Source organism: uncultured Bacteroides sp., from assembly GCF_910578895.1.
Lineage (GTDB): Bacteria > Bacteroidota > Bacteroidia > Bacteroidales > Bacteroidaceae > Bacteroides.
The window spans coordinates 137,511-163,673 of record NZ_CAJTSC010000002.1 but is presented as its reverse complement, the minus strand read 5'-3'; the positions used below and the strand labels follow the sequence as shown (position 1 = coordinate 163,673).

Here is a 26,163-nt window from a genome sequence, read left to right as displayed (position 1 = left end):
GTTTAGCGGGGAAAGCGTATCTTTGCCCGCTGCTTTCATTATTCGTTATTTGTCGGATATTAACCGTTGATTATCATGAATACACTAATAGGATTATTAATTATCGCTGTGGGCAGTTTCGGACAGAGCAGTTCGTATGTGCCTATCAATAAAGTCAAAGGCTGGTCTTGGGAAAACTTCTGGCTTGTGCAGGGCATTTTCGCCTGGCTTGTCTTTCCGTTGCTGGGCGCTTTGCTTGCCATTCCGGCGCACGGCAGCCTGCCGGAACTTTGGAAGGCCGGCGGCGCATTGCCGGCTGTTGTTTACGGTGTCCTTTGGGGCATCGGCGGCTTGACGTTCGGATTGAGTATGCGCTATTTGGGAGTTGCTTTGGGACAGAGTATCGCTTTGGGTACTTGTGCCGGCTTCGGCACGCTGTTTCCGGCGTTGTTTGCAGGTAAGGACTTGTTGCATGGCGATGGTTTGATGCTTCTTATCGGTGTTTGCATTACTTTGGCGGGGATTGCCGTTATCGGTTATGCGGGCGGTTTGCGTTCCAAAAACATGAGCGAGGAGGAAAAGAAAGCGGCCGTAAAGGATTTTGCCTTGACGAAAGGGCTGCTGGTCGCTTTGCTGGCAGGTGTGATGAGCGCTTGTTTCGCTCTCGGGCTGGATGCCGGAACACCCATCAAGGAAGCGGCGTTGGCAGGCGGGGTGGCGCCTTTGTATGCCGGACTTCCTGTTATCTTTCTGGTGACTTTGGGCGGTTTCTGTACGAATGCGGCTTATTGCATCCAGCAGAATATAAAGAATAAGACAGGCAAGGAATATTTGTCGGTCCGGGGCAATGCTTTTGTGAATAATCTCCTGTTCTGCGCACTTGCCGGAGGATTGTGGTATTCGCAATTCTTCGGTTTGGAAATGGGCAAGAGCTTCTTGGGCGGTAGTCCGGTATTGCTTGCATTCTCCTGGAGCATACTGATGTCGCTCAATGTGACATTCAGCAATGTCTGGGGAATTCTGCTGAAAGAGTGGAAAGGATGCGGTGCCCGCACCATAAGCGTGCTGATATCGGGCTTGGCAGTTCTCATCGCCTCTATCATAGTAGTGGCAATGGCACAGGCATGAATGACAGAGGGTCAATGATATATTTTGATTTTCAACATTTACTTATTAAAATAAATTATAATAAAATAGACACATGAAATCAATTCTTGAAAATCGTCCCAAACTGGCGTATGAAGTCGGTCAGGCGGCAGAAGTAGCCGGATATCTTTGGCAAAAAAGTTGGGCGGAACGTAATGGCGGCAACATAACTTTAAACATCACCGAATATGTGGATGATGAAATCAGGGCTTTGCCTGCTATTAGCGAAGTTAAGCAGATAGGCAAACGCCTTCCTTATCTGAAAGGCTGCTATTTCTATTGCAAAGGCACTCAGATGCGCATGCGCGATTTGGCGCGTTGGCCTATGGAGAACGGTTCGATAATCCGCATTCTCGACGACTGTGCCAGCTATGTGATTATAGCAGACCGTCCTGTCATGCCGACATCGGAATTGCCTTCTCATCTTGCCGTCCATAATTACCTGCTTGAGAAAGGTTCCCCTTGCCGGGCATCCTTGCATACGCATCCCATCGAACTGATTGCCATGACCCATAACAAGAAGTTCTTGCAGAAAGATGTGGCTACCAATCTGCTTTGGAGTATGATTCCCGAAACAAAAGCCTTCTGTCCTCGTGGTTTGGGCATCATCCCTTACGAACTGCCGAGCTCCGTAAAACTGGCCGACGCCACTATCGAAGCTTTGGAAGATTACGATGTGGCGATGTGGGAAAAGCATGGGGTCTTTGCCGTAGATGTGGACATCATGTCCGCTTTTGACCAGGTAGATGTGCTGAACAAATCCGCTTTGATTTACATTGCCGCCAAGAATATGGGCTTTGAACCGGACGGCATGAGCCAGGAACAGATGACAGAGATGACCGTGGCTTTTAATTTGCCCAAATAATATGAAGTGTAATCATATATAATTTAAGATAATTCCATGAAGAGAACCATTATTTCGTGCCTGCTGTCTTTGACAGTCGTGTCGGCTCTCGCGCAAACACCCGTGAAGACGGCGGCCGAGGCTAAGCTTTCGGCTTCCGACCTTGCCGTGAAAATAGCGGACCGCATTTTGGCAACGACCACTTACGAGTTTAAGAACACCAAGACCGGCAAAACGTATAAATCCGTCAGGAACTTGCCTTTGGATATGAATGTCAAAGTCGGCTGTAAGTACAATAACTGGCATTATACCAACGGGGTGACCCACATCGCTTTAATGGAACTCGCCGATAAAACGGGTGCCGGGAAGTACGATGATTATGTCCTTAAGAACATGAATTTCGTATTTAACGAGGGCAACCTGGACTTCTTCAGGAAGCAATATGACCAGGCAATGAAAAACGAAGGCTGGTATGGTGTCCGCAAATTGAGCTGGCACATGATATTCCGCGGAAAGCGTTTGGACGATAACGGTCCTATGGGTGCCAGCCTGATTGATTTGCAGATGAAGCATCCGAATGCCTCTTTCTTGAATTATATCAATGAGACGGCGGAGCACCTGAACTATGGAGAACCCCGTTTGGCAGACGGTACCATTGCCCGTATTTGGCCCCATGAAAACACAATCTGGGCAGATGATGCCTTTATGGCCATCTCTTTCCTTGCCCGCATGGCGAAGATGACCGGCGACATGAGTTACGTCAATGATGCCGCCAATCAGGTAATCAAATATCATAAATATCTGTGGTGCCCCGAAAAGCGGATTTTCTACCATTGCTATCACACGGATACGGACGAACATGGCGTTGCCCATTGGAGCCGCGCCAATGGCTGGGTCTTCATGGCAACTGCCGATTTGCTTGCAGTGATGCCGCAGAATCATCCCATGCGCCCTGAAGTATTGGAATGTTTCCGCCGTCAGTGTAGCGGTGTGGTACGTTACCAGGGTAAACATGGGCTATGGCACCAGCTTCTTGACAAAGAAGATTCATACGAAGAGATTACAGGTACAGCCATGTTTGTTTTCGGCATAGCACGTGGTGTGAAGCAGGGTTGGCTGCATCCCGATTTCATATATGCTGCCGAGCGAGGGCTGAAGGGGATGATGACATTGATGTCCGACAAAGGCGATGTCACTAAAATCTGTGTCGGCACAGGCATCATGCCGTCGCCGGAGTATTACTACAACCGTCCCACCCAAGAGAACGACCCGATGGGCGAAGGTCCTGTCCTCCGTGCACTGGTTGAAATGATAGATGCGCCGAAATATACGGAGATTAAGGCTGAGCAACAATACGATAAGATAGTAGTCAGGAAATAATAATCCTTTTTGGAAATATATAATCCCGGTTGGAATACGGTTCGTACTCCCAATCGGGATTTTTTCTATTAAATCTTTCATAACTGACCTTTATTTCATAAATATTTCCTATTTTTGTCTCGAACCCATCATGAAGGATACGCGTTATGACTAAGAACTACAATGATTTAGGAGTAGAATTTAAGTATCTTATTGTAAACGACATGGACCAGAGGTATGGTCTGTGGGTGAATACCGTCGGCTTCCAGTCCATTCAGCCGGACTCTCCGTATCCTTTGAAAGACCATCCTTCCGGCTACTATTTCAATGCCCAGAAAGGGCGTGTCTTGCGTGAGTACCAATTGGTTTATATAACAAAAGGGCGCGGATTGTTCTCTTCAGAGACAACTCCGGAAAAGCAGGTCTGCAAAGGGCGCTTGATGGTGCTGTTCCCCGGGCAGTGGCACACTTATCATCCTTACCGTCAGACGGGATGGAATGAATATTACATCGGTTTTGAAGGTCCTGTCATGGATAACCTGGTGAAAGAAGGATTTCTGTCGAAAGACAATCAGGTGCTCGAGGTCGGTTTGAACGAGGAGCTGGTATCACTCTTTTCCCGGGCTTTGGAAGTGACGGAGGGAGATAAGATATCTTCCCAGCAATACCTTGCAGGTATCGTGCTGCACATGGTGGGCATGATACTCTCCATATCCAAGAATAAGATTTTCGAGTTGGGCGATGTCGACCAGAAAATAGAGCAGGCGAAGATTATCATGAATGAGAATGTGTTTAAGGATATTGATCCTGAAGAACTGGCAATGAAGCTGAATATCAGCTACTCTTGGTTCCGGAAAGTGTTCAAGGACTATACGGGCTATGCGCCGGCAAAATACTTTCAGGAACTGAAGTTACGCAAAGCCAAACAATTGCTGGTCGGCACTTCACACTCCGTCAAGGAAATCTCCTTTATGCTCGATTATAAATCTACCGAACATTTCTTTTCACTCTTCAAGAAACGTACTGGGTTTACTCCGTTGGAATACCGCTCTTTCGGTCGGGAGACTGAGATAGAAGAGTCGGAGTAGCGCCAAAGGATATGTATACCGTATAGCAGAAGCCGCTCAATCGTGATATGCCATGATTGGGCGGTTTCTGCCGTATATACATGCCGTGTTTGTTGCCAATAGTGTGGCAAGACTTTGCCTGTTAAATGGCAGCAACCGCATTATCCAATTCCGTCCGGACAGGTGAGGTAAAACAACGGCAGCGTTTCCTTGTTGCCGCCACTCGAAAGGCAACTTGAAAAAATCAAAAGAGAGAGTTTTACTATCAAAAACATAGATGTCTAAGTTAATGTGCGAGTTTATATTTGCATTCGAAAACATTCGCTGATAGTCGGTATCCGATTCTGTTAATCTTGAATTTATTTATTAATCAAATATATTAATAGTCTATGAGAATTTTACACAAAAAACTCTGCTTATTGATGCTTCTGTTGATAAGTTGTCATCTGTATGTTTTTGCCCAGGGCAGAATCATTACAGGGGTTGTATTGGACAAAGTTGGTGAAACGGTTATTGGTGCGAGTGTACTGGTTAAAGGAACTTCTAATGGTACTATCACGGATGTTGATGGTAATTTTACACTTAAAAATGTTCAGGATAATGCCATCCTGCAAGTTAGTTTTGTAGGTTATAAAGCCCAGGATATTGCTTTGAAAGGACAAAGTAATATAAAGGTGGTTTTGGAAGAAGATACGGAGGTTCTTGACGAAGTCGTTGTTATCGGTTATGGTTCTGTGAAGAAAAGCACTTTGACAGGAGCTGTGGCAAAGATGGATGCGAAAGGCATCCAAGACCGTACGTTGGCACGTCCTGAAACCGCTTTGCAAGGACAACTTGCAGGTGTATCGGTGCGGTCCATTACCGGTGAACCGGGGTCGGATATGCAAATTCGTGTGCGTGGTGCAGCTTCCGTTAATGCGGATTCTGATCCGTTGTACGTTGTAGACGGTGTGCCGATGACCACTTTGAGTGGTATAAACCCTGCGGATATTGCTTCTATAGAAGTGTTGAAGGATGCTGCTTCTGCTGCTATTTACGGTTCTCGCGGTTCAAACGGCGTTGTGATTGTTTCCACTTCGAAAGGAAAGACAGGGAAACCCAAAGTTTCGTTTAACGCCAGTGTGGGCTTCCAGACATTAGAGAAGAAACTTGATATGCTGAGTGCGACGGAATGGATGGAGTTCAGAACAAAGTGGAACGATGCCAAATACCTGGCTGATGCGGCAAAAGCAGGAATAACCAATGCAAGTATTCGTGATGATAATGCTACTCGTCTTGCAAATCTTGGTGTGGTTGCCGGTACTGATAAAGCCTATGAATATATTTTGGATGACCGTTGGTTTAACTACATGAACCAGGATATGAGGGATACGCATACTTATGCGGCAACCACCGAAGGGCTTAGCATTCTGGATTGGCAGGATGAGTTTTATCGTACGGCTATGGTGCAAGACTATGGACTGAGTGTTTCCGGTGCTACTGACAATGTAAATTATATGTTTTCAGGAGGCTATCTGAATCAGGAAGGATTGGCTACCGGCACGGGCTACAAACGTTTTTCTTTCCGTGCTAATGTGGAATCTAAAATTAATAAGTATATTGCTGTCGGCATTAATCTGGCTCCTACTTATACGGTATCCGATGGGGCGGGTAAAGCCAATGGCAAAGATTCACAGACACATAAGGCTTTGGCTTCTACACCGGTATCGGAACAGGGTGTTGGCTACATGACAAATGTGCAACCGAATGCGCGTTACGGATGGGCAGATACGAATTCAAGCCCTGTTTATACGTTGGAGAGTATGATTCGTCAGGATCGCACTTTGCGTATGGTAGGCAATGCTTTTTTACGTATCACCCCGTTTCAGGATTTCCGTGTGGAATTATCGGCTGCTGCCAATTATTTCGATTTGGACGGAAATACTTATACCTTTTCAAGCGCCAGTTCGAAATGGCCTGCCGGTGAAGGGCAAAATTCCGGTGGCGGTCATACCACGAGCCGGACATGGAGTACGTTGTTGCAGGCGGTAGCCAATTATGACCATACTTTTGACAAGCATGGTGTGAGCGCTATGCTTGGTTTCTCGTCCGAACAATCTTCGTTGGGGTATAAGACGGAACAGTCTTTCAGCGCACCTTTCCCGAATGATGCCATAACAGGTACGTTTGATGGTTCGAAGCTGAAAGCCAAGACTAATACGGTGACCGAACAGACTCCTAATAAATTGCTTTCTACATTCGGACGTTTGCAGTATAATTATGATGAACGTTATATGTTGTCCGGTAGTTTACGTTTTGATGGCGGGTCTGTTTTTGGTGCTAACAATAAATGGGGCATATTTCCGGCTGTATCCGGTGGATGGTTAATCTCTAATGAAAAGTTTTTCAAGAATTGGAATCGGAAGTGGTGGAATACATTGAAACTTAGAGCCAGTTATGGCGTAACCGGTAATAATTCTATCAGTAATACGGCAGCGTATGCCACATTGACATCTGCTGTTTACGGCGGTGTTGCAGGTTATTATACCAACAGTTTGGCAAATGCTGATTTGAGTTGGGAAAAAACACACAGTACTGATATTGCTGTTGATTTCGGTTTCTTGAATAATCGTATTCAGCTGTCTTTGGATTGGTACACTAAAAATACGACAGACTTGCTGTATCAGGTTCCGGTAGAAGGGGCTTCCGGTTTTAGTACTATTTGGGATAATCTGGGTGATATTCACAATCAGGGTTTTGAAGTGGAATTGAACACGCATAACTTGACCGGTGAATTCACTTGGGATACTTCATTCAATATGTCTTACAATAAAAACAAAGTAAAGAAAATAGGTACGGATGATACGCCTGTTTATTCCGGATGGAGTGGTAATGAAACGAATGTGCTGATTGTTGGCAAACCGGTAAACTCTTACTATATGTATGAAGCTATCGGGGTATGGAAAAGCCAGGCGGAAATAGATGCGTACAGTGCTGCTCATGGTGGAAATCCTGTGACTTTCGAGGGTAAGAATATACATCCGGGCGATGTTCGTTATCGGGATGTCAATAACGATGGCAAGTTCGACAAAGACAACGACAGGGATTATCTGGGCACTCCGACACCAAAGTTCGTATTTGGTTTGACAAACCGTTTCTCTTATAAAAATTTTGACCTGTCCGTTTTGCTGACGGCACAAACAGGAGGAAAGATTTATAGCTTTTTGGGACGTGCCATTGACCGCCCCAGTATGGGTGCCAGATCCAATGTGTTGGGACATTGGCGGAATGCGTGGTGGTCTGAAGATGAGCCGGGCAATGGAAACATACCGTCTATTTTCAGTTCTACGACTGCATCGGCCATAGATTCCCGTTGGTTATATTCCTCCAACTATTTGCGTATTAAAAATTTGACTTTCGGCTATAAACTGCCTGTTAGTTCGAAGTTCATATCATACGCACGTGTATACATGTCTATCGAAAACTTGGCAAAATGGGATAATTACTATGGCGGTTATTCTCCGGAAGCTGCGAATATAGGTTCCGGTCCTGGCGGTGCAACAGCTTTAGGTTTGGACTATGGTGGTTATCCTAATTCACGTACGTTTACGTTTGGTATAAATCTTAATTTCTAATTTAATGCGAAGAATTATGTTTAAATTTAAAAATAAACACATAACCAAAGAGTAAATTTGAGAATAGCGTAGCGAATAGGCTAAAAAAGTGCTCGTTACGCTATATTTTTCTCTTGGTAAGAAGCCAAAGAAAGCCATAATATAGCCATACAGCGTAAGAGTTCAGTTACCACATCATTACCGAATGATTGAAAAAGTTTTTTCGCTAAGATGTTATTTTTCTGCGATTTGCGTAATTCTGCGTAGCTGTCGGTAACTCACAGTAAACTAATTTTGTAACCAAAAAAAATGTGAGTTATGCGAAGTACATTCAAGGTATTATTCTACGTGAAGAAAGGCAGTGCAAAGCCCAACGGCAACCTGCCTTTGATGTGCCGCCTTACGGTGGACGGAGAGATTAAGCAGTTCAGCTGCAAGATGGACGTTTCCCCACACTTGTGGGACGTGAAGAACAACCGTGCCTTGGGCAAGAGTGCCGAAGCGCAGAGAATCAACCGTGCGGTTGACAAGATTCGGGTGGAGGTAAACCGCCGATACCAAGAACTGATGCAGACGGATGGGTATGTGACAGCCGCCAAACTGAAAGATGCCTATCTCGGCATCGGTATCAAGCAGGAAACCTTGCTGAAACTCTTTGAACAGCACAATGCCGAGTTTGCGAAGAAGGTCGGACACAGCCGTGCCAAAGGAACTTTCCAACGGTACATAACCGTCTGCAAGCATATCCGGGAGTTCCTGCCCCATACCTACAAACGTGAGGATATTCCCCTCAAAGAGTTGAACCTCACGTTCATCAATGATTTCGAGTATTTCCTGCGAACCGTGAAGAATTGCCGCACCAATACCGTGTGGGGCTACATGATTGTGTTGAAGCACATCATTTCCATAGCGAGGAATGACGGTCGTCTGCCGTTCAATCCCTTTGCAGGGTATATCAACTCTCCCGAAAGCGTGGACAGGGGATATGTAACAAAAGAGGAGATACACACTCTTATGAACACCGAGATGCCCGACAAGACCCACGAGCTTGTGAGGGACTTGTTTCTGTTTTCGGTGTTCACAGGTCTGGCGTATTCCGATGTCAAGAACCTCACCACCGACAACCTGCAAACTTTCTTTGACGGCAACCTTTGGATAATCACCCGAAGAAAGAAGACCAACACGGAATCGAACATCCGTCTGTTGGACGTTCCCCGAAGGATTATTGATAAGTATAAAGGTATGACAAAGGACAACAAGGTGTTTCCAATGCCAAGCAACACGACCTGCAACAAAAAGCTGAAAGCCATAGCAGAATTGTGCGGTATAAAGACACATTTGACCTATCACGTTGCAAGACATTCTGCAGCGACTACCATATTGTTATCCAACGGAGTACCCATTGAAACAGTCAGTCGTCTGTTGGGGCATACCAACATAAAGACCACTCAAATCTATGCAAAGATAACCGCCCAAAAGATAAGTCAGGACTTGAAACAGTTGTCCGACAAGCTGGGGGATATGGAGAAGAGCATTTGCAGTGCAATTTGATAACCCCATAAAATAGAATACAGATGAAAGAGAAACGAAACATCATCACGATGGACGGACAGGGCAACATCACCCTGCCGACCGATACAGGCTCCATTACCATGACCGAGTGGGAACTCTGTGAACTGTTCGGGGTTGTCGCCCCTACAATCCGAGCAGGGATAAAGGCACTCTGCAAAAGCGGAGTTTTGAGGGAATACGAGATAAGACGTACCATCCGACTGTCGGATAAACGCTGTATGGAGGTTTACAATCTTGCAGCCGTCATCGCCCTTGCTTTCCGTATCAATACATTCGGAGCGGAGCAGGTTCGCAGAACCGTCCTTGCAAGACTGTACTTGCGAAAAGAAAAACAGAGCATCTTCTTTTCGCTGAACATTTCCGATACGTCAAGCCCGAAATACTTCGCATAGGCGTATTACCATTCACACATACTCACACACCCGAAGAAGCTCCTGTTTTCAGCTCTGTTTCTTCGGGATTTTCTGTTTTTACAGCCCCGAACCGCACACTTTTCTGTAGCAAGGTATTTTTTGCTGCGTTCTGCTATGATTTGCGTATCAAGTTATCCGACAGTTGATTATACTTTTGCAGCTGACATTTTTTCAAACTAAAATCATTGGAATATGGAAGCAAACAAAGTGAAAGACAACCATCGACCGCCTACGGATAGCGGCATGGCTAAGGAAGAGTTTATCCGTGTCGGCACGACCCTCTACAAGATTGTGGAACAACCGAGACTGAACGGAGGGTATGTAAGGAAACGCATCGCATGGAACAACGAGACCCTGCGCCAAGACTATGGCAAGGACTATATCGGCAGCGTACCCAAGTATGACGGCTTCTGCACCGTACCCGAACACGTCAGCTATCAGCCTGTAATCGGCAAGTTTCTCAATCTCTACGAGCCGATAGACCACCAACCGAAAGAGGGCGATTTCCCCTCTATCCGCTCTTTGGTGGAACACATCTTCGGGGAGCAATACGAGTTGGGGATGGATTATCTGCAACTGCTCTACATGCAACCCATACAGAAGCTGCCCATCCTGCTGCTGGTATCGGAAGAACGGAACACAGGCAAGAGTACATTCCTCAATTTTCTGAAAGCCTTGTTTCAGAACAATGTGACGTTTAACACCAATGAGGATTTCCGCAGCCAGTTCAATTCCGACTGGGCTGGGAAGCTCCTTATCGTAGTGGACGAGGTATTGCTTAGCCGCAGGGAGGATAGCGAGCGGTTAAAGAACCTAAGCACGGCACTATCCTACAAGGTGGAAGCCAAAGGCAAAGACCGTAACGAGATAGCATTCTTCGCCAAGTTCGTGTTGTGTTCAAACAACGAGTATCTGCCTGTAATCATTGATGCAGGTGAAACTCGTTATTGGGTGCGCAGGATAGACCGCTTGCAGTCGGATGATACCGACTTCTTGCAAAAACTGAAAGCCGAGATACCTGCGTTTCTTTACCATCTACAACATAGAAGCCTCTCCACCGAAAAGAAGAGCCGTATGTGGTTCGCCCCCTCGCTGCTGCATACCGAAGCCTTGCAGCGTATTATCCGCAGCAACCGCAACAGATTGGAGATAGAGATGCACGAGCTTATACTTGACATTATGGAGAGTGTAGGCACGGACACTTTCTCTTTTGACAGCAATGATATTTTTCTTTTGTTGCGGTATTCACAGGCAAAAGTGGAGAAACACCAAGTTCGCAAGGTATTGAAAGAGTGCTGGCAACTTAATCCTGCCCCCAATACGCTTACCTATACCACCTACCAAGTGGACTATACCCGTGACTGCCACTATTCGCCCAAGCGGAAGACAGGACGGTTATACACCGTGACAAAAGCGTTTTTAGAAACACTATAATTATTTTGATGAAATGATGAATAAGTCTATAAATATATTGAAATATAGACATTTACATTCTCATCAAACATTCAGCAAAAGTATCTTACTGATGAAAAGAGAAAACAGGACGGACAGACCATGCCCGACACCGTAAACGATGAATTTCTCTTTTCGTAAGTAGTTTGATGAATAAATGATGAGAGGATATATAAGTATAAATCAATGCATTAAACCACCCATTCATCAAATCATCGCTTTATTAACCATCATCAAATCCGTAGGAATATACATTATGACAATACAGGAAGCAAAACAAATCAGAATAGCAGACTATCTGCAAAGTCTGGGCTATAAGCCCGTAAAGCAACAGGGCAACAGCCTTTGGTACAAGTCACCGCTGAGAGAGGAAGCCGAAGCCTCGTTCAAGGTGAACACCGAACTCAACCAATGGTACGACTTCGGCATCAGCAAGTGCGGCAATATCATCGCACTGGCTTCGGAACTTTACCGTTCCTACAATGTGCCGTATCTGTTGGAGTGCATTGCCAAGCATACACTGCACCTACACACCGCCAATCATACACCATTCTCTTTTGGTCGGCAATCCGTTTCAAAACTGATGTATCGACACCTGCAAATTACGGAACTGTCCTCTCCTGCGCTGCTGTCCTATTTGCAGGAGCGTGGGATAAACGCCGAACTCGCCAAGAGGGAATGTAGGGAACTCCGTTTTGAGAACAAGGGCAGACCATACTTCGCCATCGGCTTCCCGAACATGACAGGTGGCTATGAGGTACGCAACCGATATTTCAAAGGTTGTGTCACTCCAAAGAACATTACCCATATCCGACAGAGTGGGAACCCACGAAGTATGTATTATCTTTTCGAGGGCTTCATGGATTACCTCTCGTTCCTTACCATCCGTGTGAGGAACAATCCGCAATACCCCCGACTGACCACACATGACTACATCATCTTGAACTCCGTTTCCAATCTATCAAAGGCGGAGGGCATATTGGCTGCCTATTCCGAAATCGGTTGTTTCCTTGACAATGACACGGCAGGGCGGACAGCCTGTAAGTATCTGCAAGCAAAGTTCGGGGAACGCCTTTCCGACAATCCATATACTACCGTGAGTACAAGGATTTGAACGACTATCTGTGCGATAAGCCCTTGTCCCAATCGGCAGAGCCGATGAAGCAGGAGAGACAAGTCCAATCCGTAAAACGAATGGTGCAGCCACCGAAAAAGCGAGGGCTGAAGATGTAGGGAGTGGGAACGCTTGCAGCCGTGCGGATATTTGCCAACGGAAAATACCATAGCTTATTAGGGAATTTTCCGGGCCGCATTGCAAGCAACGCTGAAAATTCCCCAATAAGCCAAAGAGGTTGCACCTCTCCGGACTCTCCCGAGACCAACGGCAAGAGCCGTGCAGGAGAATAACCAACCATTGTTTCACAAGGTAAAAAGAAAGATTTATTATATGGGTTATGCAGTATTACACATGGAAAAGACAAGCGGAACGGATTCCGCCATGTCAGCGCACATAGAACGCACCATCAAACCGAAAAATGCCGATGAGAGCAGGACGCACCTCAATCGGGAACTGATAAAGTTTCCTGACGGAGTGGAGAACAGGACACAAGCCATACAGCACCGATTGGACACCGCAGGGCTGACACGCAAAATCGGGAACAATCAAGTGAGGGCTATCCGCATCTTGCTTACGGGAACCCACGAGGATATGGAACGCATCACCAACGAGGGCAGACTTGATGAGTGGTGCAACGACAATCTGAAATACCTTGCCGACACATTCGGCAAGGAGAATATCGTGTCAGCAGTCTTGCATATGGATGAGCAGACACCGCACATACACGCCACTCTTGTTCCGATAGTCAAAGGAGAGCGTAAGCGCAGGAAGAAAGAGGAACAGGTAAAGAAACGGTATCGCAAGAAGCCGACTGACATAGCCCGACTGTGTACCGATGATATTATGACACGTACCAAACTCAAATCCTATCAGGACACCTATGCCCAATCTATGAGCGGTTATGGATTACAGCGTGGCATTGACGGTTCGGAAGCAAGGCATATCACCACACGGCAGTATTACCGTGATTTGGTACAGCAGACGAAACAGTTGCAGACTGATATAGGGCAACTCCAAGACCGTAAAGAGACGGTGCAGGAAGAACTAAAACGAGCCAAGAAAGAGGTACAGACCGAGAAACTGAAAGGTGCAGCCACGACCGCAGCGACCAACATAGCCGCGAGCGTCGGTTCTCTTTTCGGTAGTAACAAGGTCAAGACATTGGAGAGGGAGAACAGGGATTTACAGGAGCGTGTATCTGAACTTGAAGAAGAAGCCCGACAAAGGGAACGGCAACAGGCGAAGCACATACAGGAGATAACGGACGCTTACGAGCAGCGACACCGCAAGCTGTCAGAATTCACGGACTTTGTGAAACGCTACTTCCCGTATGTGGAGAAACTGATACCGACAATAAATTTCCTGCGTGAGCGTTTGGGCTTCAATGATGATATTATCCGAAGACTATGCACATTCAAGGATGTTCCCATAAAAGGCAAGCTCCATTCTTCCGAGTTCAACCGAGATTTTGAAACCCAACATGCCGTCTGCTCCATCAAAGAGGATGATAACGGAAAGTTCGATTTCAAGATTGACGGAGTATCACACGTAAGCTGGTTCAGAAAGAAGATGAGTGAGCTTAGGGAAGCAATCGGAATACCGAAGTCAAGACAAAGCCGAGGTATGCAACTGTAAATCAAAATAAAATCCGTGATTGTTTAATGGCATATCACGGATTTTTTGTACCTTTGCATTATAAAATGGATTATTATGGACATAAAGAAATACATAGCACAATTGGAGTTTGTTCCTAAAGATGGAACAAATGGCATATACCATAAGGTATATGCAAAGCATAATAATTATGTCATATCCATTGATTTTAATACTGGGCATATTGAATATGGTGATAAAATTATCGCTGAAAGTAAGACTACTCAAAATTTTTCACAGCCCGAAAATTTTGTAGTGCTTGAATGTGTTGATAGATTACTTATCAAAGGATATAAACCTCAAAATATAGTTCTTGAAAAGACTTGGCCATCTGGACATGGTACATCAGGACGATTGGATATTTGTGTTAATCGAGAAGATGGTACGCCATATATGCTTATCGAATGTAAGACATTTGGCAAAGAATACAATAAGGAATTAGCAAGAATTCATAAGGATGGTGGACAATTATTCACGTATTTCCAATTATCTGGTGGCAAGGCTGATGTACTAATGTTATACGCATCAGAATTGAAAGGTAATAAATTTGTATATGTGAATGAGATTGTCAAGATTGAAGACGATTATCGTAATGGTGATGTGAAAGACATTTATGAGAAATGGAACAAACTAACCAAAGATAATGGTATCTTTGATTTATGGGTACAACCATATAATTTTCAAAGCAAAGCATTAACAAAGGAACAATTGAAAGAGATAAAAGCCGAAGATTCGAGCTTTATCTTCAACCGTTTCCTGGAAATACTGCGCCACAATGTGGTATCTGACAAGGGAAATGCTTTCAATAAGATATTTACGCTCTTCTTGTGTAAGGTTTATGATGAAACAACTACAGGTGAGGGTGAAGAATTAAAGTTCCAATGGCTTGAAGGACGAGACAATCATGTTGATTTCCAACTTCGCTTGACAGACCTTTATAGCAAAGGAATGAAAAAATTTTTGGACAGAACTGTTAGCGATTTCAATAATGAGGACTTTGATAAGCGTTGTGCTAACCTAAATGAAGATACTAAACAGTACCTTTTAAGAGAGGTAAACAAACTTCGTCTTGAAAAGAATAATGAGTTTGCAATCAAGGAGGTGTATGACAATGCTTCATTTGAAGAAAATGCAAAGGTTGTAAAAGAGGTTGTAGAATTGATTCAGGGATATAGAATTCGATACAACAAGAGACAGCAGTATTTGTCTGACTTCTTCGAACTACTACTTACTACAGGCCTCAAACAAGAGGCTGGACAGTATTTCACACCTGTGCCTATCGCACAATTCATCATAAAGAGTCTTCCTCTGGATTCTATTATGGCAGAAAAACTATCTCGTAAGGATGGTGAAATTTTGCCATATATGATTGACTATGCAGCTGGTAGCGGTCACTTTATCACAGAGTTTATGCACGAAATACAAGACATCATAAACGATTGCGATACCTCTAAGTATATTGAGGAGACTAGAAAGCACCTTGTCAATTGGCAGAATTGCCATTTCGATTGGGCTACTGATTATGTATATGGCATCGAAAAGGATTACCGACTTGTAAAAGTTGGTAAAGTTGGTTGTTATTTACATGGTGATGGTTTAGCCAATGTTATCCTCAGTGATGGACTCGCCAATTTCTGTAATAACAAAGAGTACAAGGGTAAGTTGCGCAAATTGGTAAATGATGGACAAAAGGATAACCAACAATTCGATATAGTATTGAGTAACCCTCCGTATTCCGTATCTTCATTCCGTCAAACTACTCGTGACTACTATACAGAACAAGATTTTGAGTTGTATAATTCACTAACAGATAATAGTTCTGAAATAGAGTGTTTATTTGTTGAGCGTACGAAGCAGTTACTTAAAGACGGTGGTATAGCAGGAATAGTTCTGCCCAGTTCCATGCTAAGCAATTCGGGTGTTTACACTAAGGCGCGTGAGATTATTTTGCAATACTTCGATATTGTAGCTATTGCAGAGTTGGGTAGCAATACGTTTATGGCAACCCCAATAAATACTATTGTCCTATTCCTACGCCGTAGAGATAATTATTTTGCAACTAATACAAAGGTAGCTGTTGATGCTTATTTCCGTACCCTAAATGATGTTACCATAAATGGTATAGAAACCCCTGCTTCAAAATATGTGGCTCATGTTTGGGAGGGACTCGATTATGTTGATTATGTTACATTGCTACAGAAATCTCCAAATGACAAGGTTAAGGCACACGAAATATATTCAGAGTATAGAAAGAAGATTTCTGCAAAAAATGATGCTAAGTTGTTGGAAACTATACTAAGCATAGAAGCAGAAAAACTATTGTACTTTGTTCTGGCATATCCTCAAAAAGTTGTTATTGTCAGAAGTGGAGAGAAAGATGTAGAAAAACGATTCTTAGGCTATGAGTTCTCGAATCGTCGAGGTAATGAGGGAATTCATGCTATGCAAAGAGGCAAAAATATTGACGAATGTACCCAACTCTTTGATATAAATAGTAAGAATAATCCAGAGAAGGCAAGTACTTACATTCAGCAAGCTTTTGGAGGAAATTACCACTCTATCATTGCAGAGAATATGAAGCCTCATGTCTCTCGCTCTGCATTAATTGATATGCTTACTTTTGACAGAGACACCTATGACAAAGGTATTTCTTTAACCGTAAAAAAAAAAGTAATAGTTGATAGTCTATATCCACAATTAAAAATTGCAGATCTATTTATCACTATAAAGAATGGTAAAAATGTAAAACAGTCTGATTCTATTGGTGGATATCGTGTTTCTCGTATAGAATCCATAGCAAACGCCGAATTTGATATTAATGCGACAAAGTGGACTACGGATAAAGTTGAAGAGCAAGACTTTTTACAAAATGGGGATATTCTCTTTAGTCATATTAATAGTGTTAAGTATTTAGGTAAAACAGGCATTTTTGAGTCGGACGAGAAAGTTGTGCATGGGATAAATCTGCTTAGATTTAGAGCTAACAATCTCATTATCCCGAAATATGCCTATGCTATTTTTAAATTGCCTGTTTTTATGGCTGAAGTTCAAAAGTATGCAATAAAAGCAGCAAATCAAGCAAGTGTTAATATCTCAAATATTAAGAGCATACGTATTCCCGTTCCTCCTATTGATGTTCAAAAACTGATTGTAGAGGAGATTGATAAGATTGATAAAGTTGTCATTGATGCGAAACTGTTGATTGATGCTAAGACTTCCGAAATAAGAACCATAATAAACAACTTGGATTCTACGGTATGTATTAAAGATTACTTTGACATAAATACTAATTCCCTTAATCCTGTAAATAGTTTTGGAAACGGATACTTTACTTATATTGATATTGACTCTATAGGCAAAGGTAACGGTATCATATCTTATGATAAACAAATATTGGGTAAAGATGCACCGTCACGAGCAAGAAGAGTTGCTTTGGATAAGACAACAATTGTTTCTACTGTCCGGCCATATCTTAAAGGTTTTGCCTATATAGAAAGTGTTCCTGACAAGACGATATTTTCAACAGGTTTTGCCCTTATTAAGTCTCAAAAAGAGGAATCATATATAACGAAGCTATTATATTTCTTATTTATGTTTTCTGACGACTTAATGAAACAGATGGAGGTTGCCATGCCTAAAGCTGCATATCCAAGCATCAACAAGGATGACATTGATAATTTTAAAATCCCGATGCCATCAATTGATGAGCAGAAGCGCATAGTAACTCAGATTGAGGCATTAGAATCAGAAATTATAAAAGCCCGCAATTTGATAGAGAATGCAGCGAGTAAGAAACAAGTTATACTTGATAAATATTTATAAGAAATGAATAATGATAAGAATAACAAAAGAGTTTCTTTAGAGGATATGTATAACAAAATGATGCATACGCAATCCTCTGTAAATTATGACTTTTCAAAATGGGAAAAGACCGGAGATGTATACAAGCAGTTTTCTATTTATGATACCTCTAAATATGAAACTATATTGTCCTCAAGTACTATAATTAATAAATAAAGAGAATATGCCAAGTTGGAGTGAAATAATAACAGATGTAAACTTGTATTCTAATGTAGGGATAGAGTTGGATAAAAAACGTGAACAGTATTTAACCCAAATACATTCTATTACAGGACGAAATGTGATAGCATACTATTCTGGTTGGCTGAAAACGCCTGATGCTCCTCATGTGTCAATTGATGAACAAGACAAAAATGCTTTTATGACAACAGTATATAAGTTAGATAAAGCAAGAGGACTTGATTTAATTCTTCATACACCAGGGGGGGATATTGCTGCAACAGAAAGTATCGTTACATATCTAAAAAGTCTTTTTAATGGCGATGTGAGAGCTTTTATCCCTCAAATTTCTATGTCGGCAGGTACTATGATTGCCATGTCTTGCAGAGAGATTATAATGGGGGAACAATCTTCTTTAGGTCCCATAGACCCTCAAATGGGTGGAATAGCGTGTCAAGCTGTTATAGATGAATTCAACCGAGCTGTTAATGAGGTATCTGCTAATCAAGCTTCATTAGGATTATGGCAAACTATTATTTCTAAGTATCATCCTACATTTTTAACAGCGTGTGAAAATGCAGTTGCATGGTCTGCTCAATTGGCAGAGCAATGGCTGAAAGAAGTTAATCCTCAGATAGATTTTGATAAAATCAAGAATGTATTTTTGAATCATAATAAGAGCTATTCACACAGCAGACATTTATCTAAACAGGATTGCAAAAATGCAGGGTTGAATATTGTGGACTTAGAGACAAACTCTGATTTACAAGATGCTATTCTTAGTTTGCATCATTGTTATATGATTCTATTTGATAAATTTCCCATTTCCAAAGTTGTGGAAAATAATATTGGAGGAAGATACATGCAGAATTATAATGCAAAGTAAAAATTGGGAACAAACACTCTGATACATGGCAGAAGTGTTTGTTCCCATTTCATTATTGCTTTTGTGAGAATGACAATCAACATACACTGTCGTGATAAATCAGTCAAATACATTGTCCTTTCAGAGAATTATCATACTTTTGTACATGGAAGAGTTATTTGACAGCATAGCACCGTAAATCACTGAAATTCGCACGGTTGCCAACTCGTTACCACTATCTATCGAATACGCAGTTAAATGTTTATTTCTCAAGCGGTTGTATCAAACCATTGAAAATCTAAAATATACTTTGGACGAGTGCATTGGCACTCACCGTCCTTTCCTGTGATGGCTTTTTGGATACTCCTCCTGTGGACAGGCTTACTTCGGACGGATTCTATCAGACTCAGGAACAATCGGAACAAGGCATTATAGGTGTTTATGCCGATTTACGTCAGATAGCCAACTGTTCTTATTGGTTTATGTCCGAATGCCGTTCCGATATCATGTGGGTGGAGCCTAATCCGGATGCCTATCGCGAGTACTCCGAGATCGGGACATTTCGTGCTTTGGAGAATACCACCATGTTCAATACTACTTGGAATACTTGGTATAAAATCATCTATGATGCCAATATTGCCATTTCGAAAATTCCGGGCGGTTCTTTCGACTCGGAAGAAATCAGAGCCCAGTTCTTGAATGAAGCTTATTTTTTAAGGGGTTGGGCCTATTTTGAGCTGGCACGTCTGTTCGGTAATATTCCGGTTGTGGATAAACCGATGTCGCCTGCAGAAATAAAGTCGGTCAAGCAGTCATCTGCAATAGATGTAATTAACAATATTGTCATTCCTGATTTAAAGAATGCGGAGAATCTTCCGTATAAGGAAGATATGCAGGATGCAAAGGGCAAAAAAGGTATTGAAAAGCAAGGACGTGCGGACAAGATGGCTGCAAAGGCTATGTTGGCGCGTGTATACATGACTTTGGCGGGGTATCCGTATAATGATGTTGCTGCAAAGAGTCTTGCCAAAACACAGCTTGAGAGTGTGCTTAATGACTCGCATGCAGCTGGCTATTGGGCACCGGACCTGGAAAAATGGAGAATGCAATGGATGCCGTCTGAAGATTATTATAACAAGTATTCCATATTTGCCATACAATACCGTAGTGGCGGTTCCGGAAATCCGGCGGTGTTTAATACAATTGCGGTTAAGGACTTGCCGCAAACATGGACTAAATGGGTATGCTCTGCCAATAAAATATTTATAGACAAGACATTGATGCATGAGTTCGATAGGACTTATTCTGTCAGTGGCAAGAAAGACGGACGTGGATATGATTTCGGGGTTTTGGCATCCATTCCGGCAGAGGGGAGTGTCAATGCTTATCAGAGCAAGCAGGAGATGATGACATTTGAAGACGGTTCTTCGGATATGGTGTATACGGAAGCCATGCTTTATAAATTCCTGCCTTCCAAGCCCAAACTTCAGATGATGAATACGGTTTATGATGAAACAAGCATGAAGAATTATGATGACTGGGGGGTAAATCTTCCGATTATACGCATTGAAGATATGCAACTTATGTATGCCGAACTTTTGGCGGGTGAAGGAAACATTGCAGATGCTATGAAGATAGTCAATAAGATACGTACAAGAGTCAATTGTGACCCGAGGGACGAGGCTGCTGTTGATGTGAATGATGCCATGAATTACATCAAACTTGAGCGTAAGCTTGAGTTGATGGGTGAAGGTATCCGTTGGTTTGACCAAGTTCGTTATGGTTCGTGGAAGTCGGACGCTGAAGCGCAGTTTGACCGTTATAACTATTCCGAGCTAAAATCCAACTTACAAGACGGACGTCATTACTATCCTATACCGAGAAACCAATTGAATGTTACTCCCGGTCTGTATGAGCAAAATGAAGGATATCGAGAGTAAGTATTCGTGGTTTGAGATAAATAAAGTTTAAGGTTATTGTAAAAGAGAAAAGAGGTTATGGCAGACTCCTGCGACTTAAGTCTTGTGCGGGGGACGACCTCTTTTCATCTTTGTATTGATTCATTTGGAAAAACATGAAAACAGCATTAAATAGAATGTGTACTTTGGGGATGATTGCCGCACCTCAGTTGGCTGTACAGGCGCAGCAAACCGTTACAGTGCAGGATAATAAACCCAATATCATTTTCATCTTAGCCGATGACATGGGGTATTGCGACCTGGCATGTTACGGAAACAAGCATATAGAAACACCTAATATAGACCGCCTGGCGGCTACGGGGACTACTTTTACCCAATGTTATGCCGGTTCTGGCATCAGTTCACCTTCCCGCTGTTCTTTGATGACAGGTAAGAATACGGGAAATACGACTATACGTGACAATTTCTGCATTGCCGGTGGCATTGAAGGACTGAAAGGGACAAAGCCCATCCGCCGTATGCATCTTCAGCCGAATGACACCACCATTGCTACAGTGCTTGGTGCTGCCGGTTACAAGACTTGTTTGGTAAATAAATGGCATTTGGATGGATTTAATCCGGAAGCTACTCCTTTGAACCGAGGGTTTGATGAGTTTTACGGTTGGCTTATCAGTACTGCATATTCCAATGATCCGTACTATTATCCTTATTGGCGTTTCAACAACACAAAATTGGAGAACGTAAAAGAGAACGAAGGAGATAAGCATATTAAGCACAATACAGACCTGTCGACGGAAGATGCGATAAAGTTCATCAATCGTAATAAAAATAATCCGTTTTTTTTGTACTTGGCTTATGATGCACCACACGAGCCTTATAATATAGACGAGACCACTTGGTATGACGACGAGGCTTGGGACATGAATACCAAGTGTTATGCTTCGCTCATTACTCATATGGACCGGGCTATCGGGCGTTTGTTGGCAGAACTTGACAGGCTGGGACTGCGTGAGAATACATTGATTATCTTTGCATCGGACAATGGTGTCGCCAAGCAAGCTCCTTTGGAAGAATTAGGATGTAAAGGTTCCCTGAAAGGAATGAAAGGCCAGCTTTATGAAGGAGGGATCCGTGTGCCTTTTATCGTAAACCAGCGGGGGAAGGTTCCGGTACAGAAGTTGGACAATATTATCTATTTTCCGGATGTGATGCCCACTTTGGCTGCCTTGGCAGGGGCGACAGATAAATTGCCGCAGAAACTTAACGGCATTAATATTCTTCCCTTATTCTATGGGCAACAGATTGACACGGACAATCGTTTGCTATATTGGGAGTTTCCCGGAAAACAGCGTGCGGCAAGACGTGGAGACTGGAAGGTGGTGACCATAAAGAAAGATGCCCCGTTAGAACTGTATAACATTAAAGAGGACATGACTGAATCTGTCAATCTGGCAAACCGATATCCTGAAATGGTGGCGCAGTTTGAAAAAGAAATGAAAACAATGCGGGTTCCTACACCTAATTGGCCGTTGCCGGGCGAGTGATAATGAGCCATATTGTCTCCTTGTAGTTGATAGGGGATATTATAATTGGCGAGCAAGTAAATGGCGACTGACTTTTATAAGTCAGCCGCCATTTACTCTTTTATAACTTTCCATTAATTATCTGTATAATCTCAACAAACGGGGGATTGAAATCTTAGTGACACTTCTATCTTGGAGATATTATATCGAACTTACGTTTTTTATGACTAATTTAGTTGGAATAGTGTCAAAAAATTAATATCAATCATCAAAACAGACATGCTAAGTAGTTGGTGGCTTCTCTATTTTTGCATCCGTAAAGGCGATGTCTGATAATGGATTCTGTCTGATTAATCTTGAATTTATTTATTAATCAAATATATATATTAATAGTCTATGAGAATCTTACACAAAAAACTCTGCTTATTGATGCTTCTGTTGATAAGCTGTCCTTTCGGACTTTTTGCTCAGAACAAGACGATTACAGGTACGGTTCGCGATGCGATAGATGTAGTAATCGGTGCTTCTGTAACGGTGAAAGGGAACAACTCTGTCGGTACCATTACCGATATGGATGGTAAATTTACTCTCTCGTTGCCGACTTCCGCCAAGGAACTGGTTGTTTCGTTTATCGGCTATGATAACCAAACGGTAGTTATTGGTAATAAGACTCATTTTGACATTACGTTGAAGGAATCTTCAGTGATGTTGGAAGAGGTGGTTGCTATTGGGTATGCAAAGGTGAAACGTAAGGACTTGACAGCTGCTACGGCTTCAGTGGGTGGTGCGGAATTGGCAAAGGTTCCTGTGACCACTGCTGCACAGGCACTTTCAGGTAAGGCTGCCGGCGTTAATATAATTCAGCAGAGCGGTGCTCCGGGTGCTGACATCCAGATTACGGTTCGTGGTGGTACTTCTATTACACAGGGGTGCGAACCGCTTTACATTGTAGACGGCTTTCAGATGGACAACGGTCTTCAGAATGTAGATATCAATGATATTGAAACCATTGACGTGATGAAAGATGCTTCTGCCACTGCTATTTATGGTTCGGCAGGTGCTAACGGCGTTATCCTGATTACGACAAAGTCGGGTAAATCCGGTAAGACGGAAGTCAATTATAATGGCTTTGTCAGCTTTTCCAAGCTTGGAAAGAAATTGGATTTACTGGGTGTGGAAGACTATGTGAAGTACCAATACGAATTTCAGTTGTTGCGTGGTAACGAAAACAATTGGACCGGAATCTTTGGTGGTGATATTAATTCTGCTGATTTCTATAGCAGTGTCTATGAACGTATTGCCAGTGAATACGGTAATCGTGCGGGAGTGGATTGGCAGGATGAGGTGTTTGGAAACACAGGTGTCATGCAAAATCACAACGTAAACATTAATGGCGGTAGTGACAAGACCAGGTATATGTTGAGTTACAACTATACTGGTGAGGATGGTATTATGGCTAAGCATGGCTATGAAAAGAACAGTATCCGTGCCAAAATCAATCATGAGTTGTGGAAGGGTATACGTTTTGATTTCTCTACCAGTTTGCAGATGACGAAAGTTGATGGTGGCGGTTCATTGGGTGGTACATTGAAGCAGACTATTTTGCAGCCGGTGACCGGCGGTCAGTTGTGGACCAACGAGCAGTTGCTTGGCACGGATTTGGGTAGCTACTTTGATGAGATTCCGGGTAGTAATAATTACGACTCCAATAACCCCATTCTCAATAACAATGCCATTACGAATACAAAATATACCCGTATGGCGACTGTGAATGCGGGTCTTGAGATAGATATTATCAAGAACCTGACTTTCCGTACTGCCGGAAACTACCAGTGGAAGCAGATACGCCATGATTATTGGGATGATGGTAGTACGAAGACGGCTTCGTCTAATCTGAGTCCCTATGGTTATGGATACCGCAACAATGACGAGGCATTCCAGTGGCAGATAACCAATACGTTGAACTATGCCTTTGATGTTAAATCGGATCACCATTTCAATGTTTTGTTGGGGCAAGAAACGGCTTATTGGGAATCAATGAACTTGGATAATGAATATCGCCAATTCTCTGATGGAAATTTCGGACTAAACGATGTATCTATGGGTACTCCTACTACATGGAAGTCGGGTAAAAGTAAAGTGGGATTGGTTTCTTTCTTCGGCCGTCTTTCATATAACTTGAAAGATCGCTATTTGCTGAATGCGACTTTGCGTGCTGATGGCTCTTCCAAGTTTGCCAAAGGAAACCAGTGGGATTATTTCCCTTCCGCTTCTGCAGCATGGCGTATTTCGGAAGAACCCTTTATGGAAGGTGCAAAAGAGGTTGTTCAAAACTTGAAATTGCGTGCAGGTTATGGTGTAGCCGGTAACAATAAGATCGACAACAATATGTATGCCACTTCCTATGGTTCGGGACATTATGGATACAACGGTAAGGATTATATTACGTATGTGCCGGGTACTACCCTTGGAAACAAGGATTTGAAATGGGAAAAAACCAAGACCGTCAATGTAGGATTGGATGTCTCGGTATTGAACAGCCGCGTAAACCTTTCGGTGGATTGGTATAATAATGAGTCTGCCAACTTGTTGATTAAGAATAAAATTCCGACATCTACCGGTTATTCGACGCAAATTCAGAATGTAGGTTCCATACGTAACAGGGGTGTTGAGATTGTGCTTAATTCAACTAATATTCGCACGAAAGATTTTACTTGGTCTATGGACTTTAATATAGCTTTCAACCGCTCTAAGGTGATGGATATCTATGGAGACAGCGAGACTGATAACTTTATTCAGGAGTATGAGCAGATTGGCTTTAAAGTTCAGAAAGGTAAGCCGCTTGGACAATTCTTCGGTCTTCTTTACGATGGTATCTATACTACAGACGATTTTGTGCAGACTGACGATGGCGAGTATACTTTGAAGCCGGGTGTGCCTTCTTTGAAAGGTTTTAATCGTGATGCTGTAAAACCCGGAGATGCCAAATACAAACCAACGGTTGGCGAGACAGATACGGATGGAAATCCGGTATGGAGCGTGAACGACCGTACTGTGATAGGCAATGCAGCTCCCAAGTTTACGGGTGGATGGAACAATACGTTTACATACAAAGGTTTTGACTTGACTGTATTTATGAACTTTGTGGTGGGTAATGACGTGTTCAATATGAGTACACAGCGCTTTGTAGGTCCATATCTTGCCAACCAGAATACCATAGCCGGGATGGCTAACCGTTTTACATTAATCGATCCTCAGACCGGAAAGGAAACAACCGATTTGGCACGTCTGGCGGCTTTGAATCCTGGACAATATAGCAAGGATATTATGTGGAACATTTCAGGCAATAATAAAACTGCCATTACCGACCGTAGCAGTCGTTTTGTGGAAGATGGTTCCTATCTTCGATTGAATACGATTACGCTGGGTTATACACTGCCGAAGCATTTGTTGAAACAAGCGCATATCAGCAATGCCCGTATTTATTGTACGTTGAACAATATCCATACTTTCACTGGTTACGAAGGTTATGACCCTGAAGTATCTGCTACAGGCAGTGCGTTGACTCCGGGTGTTGACAACTCTTCTTATCCTCGTGCAAAGAGCTGGGTAGTAGGTTTAAACTTAACATTCTAAATTAA

14 protein-coding genes and 1 pseudogene are annotated in these 26,163 nt (G+C 43.0%); all 15 read left to right on the top strand.

Translation table 11 applies throughout. The features are described 5' to 3' along the window. Positions 1-75: 75 nt before the first annotated feature. The 15 genes and pseudogenes from rhaT to QZ327_RS01315 all read left to right on the top strand — a co-directional run bounded on the left by rhaT (position 76) and on the right by QZ327_RS01315 (position 26,158). Complete coding sequence (gene rhaT, locus QZ327_RS01385; RefSeq protein ID WP_294616479.1) at positions 76-1,107, top strand: L-rhamnose/proton symporter RhaT; 1,032 nt, start codon at positions 76-78, stop codon at positions 1,105-1,107. A 73-nt stretch (positions 1,108-1,180) separates the two neighbouring features. Beyond that, complete coding sequence (gene rhaD / locus QZ327_RS01380; RefSeq protein ID WP_294616477.1) at positions 1,181-1,990, top strand: rhamnulose-1-phosphate aldolase; 810 nt, start codon at positions 1,181-1,183, stop codon at positions 1,988-1,990. Between the two features lie 36 nt (positions 1,991-2,026). Further along, positions 2,027-3,349 (top strand): glycoside hydrolase family 88 protein, encoded by a 1,323-nt coding sequence (locus QZ327_RS01375; protein WP_294616475.1) that lies wholly within the window; start codon positions 2,027-2,029, stop codon positions 3,347-3,349. Between the two features lie 146 nt (positions 3,350-3,495). Continuing rightward, positions 3,496-4,416 (top strand): AraC family transcriptional regulator, encoded by a 921-nt coding sequence (locus QZ327_RS01370; RefSeq protein ID WP_294616473.1) that lies wholly within the window; start codon positions 3,496-3,498, stop codon positions 4,414-4,416. A gap of 401 nt (positions 4,417-4,817) precedes the next feature. Beyond that, entirely contained in the window at positions 4,818-8,009 is a 3,192-nt protein-coding gene (locus tag QZ327_RS01365) for a TonB-dependent receptor (protein ID WP_294616471.1), read from the top strand. Positions 8,010-8,306: 297 nt separating this feature from the next. Continuing rightward, entirely contained in the window at positions 8,307-9,539 is a 1,233-nt protein-coding gene (locus QZ327_RS01360) for a site-specific integrase (protein WP_121768585.1), read from the top strand. 23 nt (positions 9,540-9,562) lie between these two features. Then, entirely contained in the window at positions 9,563-9,952 is a 390-nt protein-coding gene (locus QZ327_RS01355; RefSeq protein ID WP_121768584.1) for a hypothetical protein, read from the top strand. A gap of 213 nt (positions 9,953-10,165) precedes the next feature. Then, a complete protein-coding gene (locus QZ327_RS01350) occupies positions 10,166-11,407 on the top strand; it encodes a primase-helicase family protein (protein ID WP_121768583.1) in 1,242 nt (413 codons plus the stop codon). Between the two features lie 274 nt (positions 11,408-11,681). Next, positions 11,682-12,658 (top strand): annotated as a pseudogene (locus tag QZ327_RS01345) (toprim domain-containing protein). Positions 12,659-12,872: 214 nt separating this feature from the next. Next, positions 12,873-14,177, top strand: a complete 1,305-nt coding sequence (gene mobV / locus QZ327_RS01340) for a MobV family relaxase (protein WP_121768581.1) — start codon at positions 12,873-12,875, stop codon at positions 14,175-14,177. A 75-nt stretch (positions 14,178-14,252) separates the two neighbouring features. After that, on the top strand, positions 14,253-18,017 hold the full coding sequence (locus QZ327_RS01335; protein ID WP_121768580.1) for an N-6 DNA methylase: 3,765 nt from the start codon (positions 14,253-14,255) through the stop codon (positions 18,015-18,017). Positions 18,018-18,219: 202 nt separating this feature from the next. Next, entirely contained in the window at positions 18,220-19,101 is an 882-nt protein-coding gene (locus tag QZ327_RS01330) for a S49 family peptidase (RefSeq protein ID WP_121768578.1), read from the top strand. A gap of 335 nt (positions 19,102-19,436) precedes the next feature. Next, positions 19,437-21,020 carry a RagB/SusD family nutrient uptake outer membrane protein gene (locus tag QZ327_RS01325; protein WP_294616467.1) on the top strand — a complete coding sequence of 528 codons (1,584 nt, stop codon included), beginning with the start codon at positions 19,437-19,439 and terminating at the stop codon, positions 21,018-21,020. Between the two features lie 170 nt (positions 21,021-21,190). Then, positions 21,191-22,543 (top strand): sulfatase-like hydrolase/transferase, encoded by a 1,353-nt coding sequence (locus QZ327_RS01320; RefSeq protein ID WP_294616494.1) that lies wholly within the window; start codon positions 21,191-21,193, stop codon positions 22,541-22,543. Between the two features lie 408 nt (positions 22,544-22,951). Continuing rightward, the gene (locus tag QZ327_RS01315; RefSeq protein ID WP_294616465.1) at positions 22,952-26,158 is read left to right on the top strand and encodes a TonB-dependent receptor; all 3,207 of its coding nucleotides are present in this window, start codon (positions 22,952-22,954) and stop codon (positions 26,156-26,158) included. Positions 26,159-26,163 lie beyond the last annotated feature (5 nt).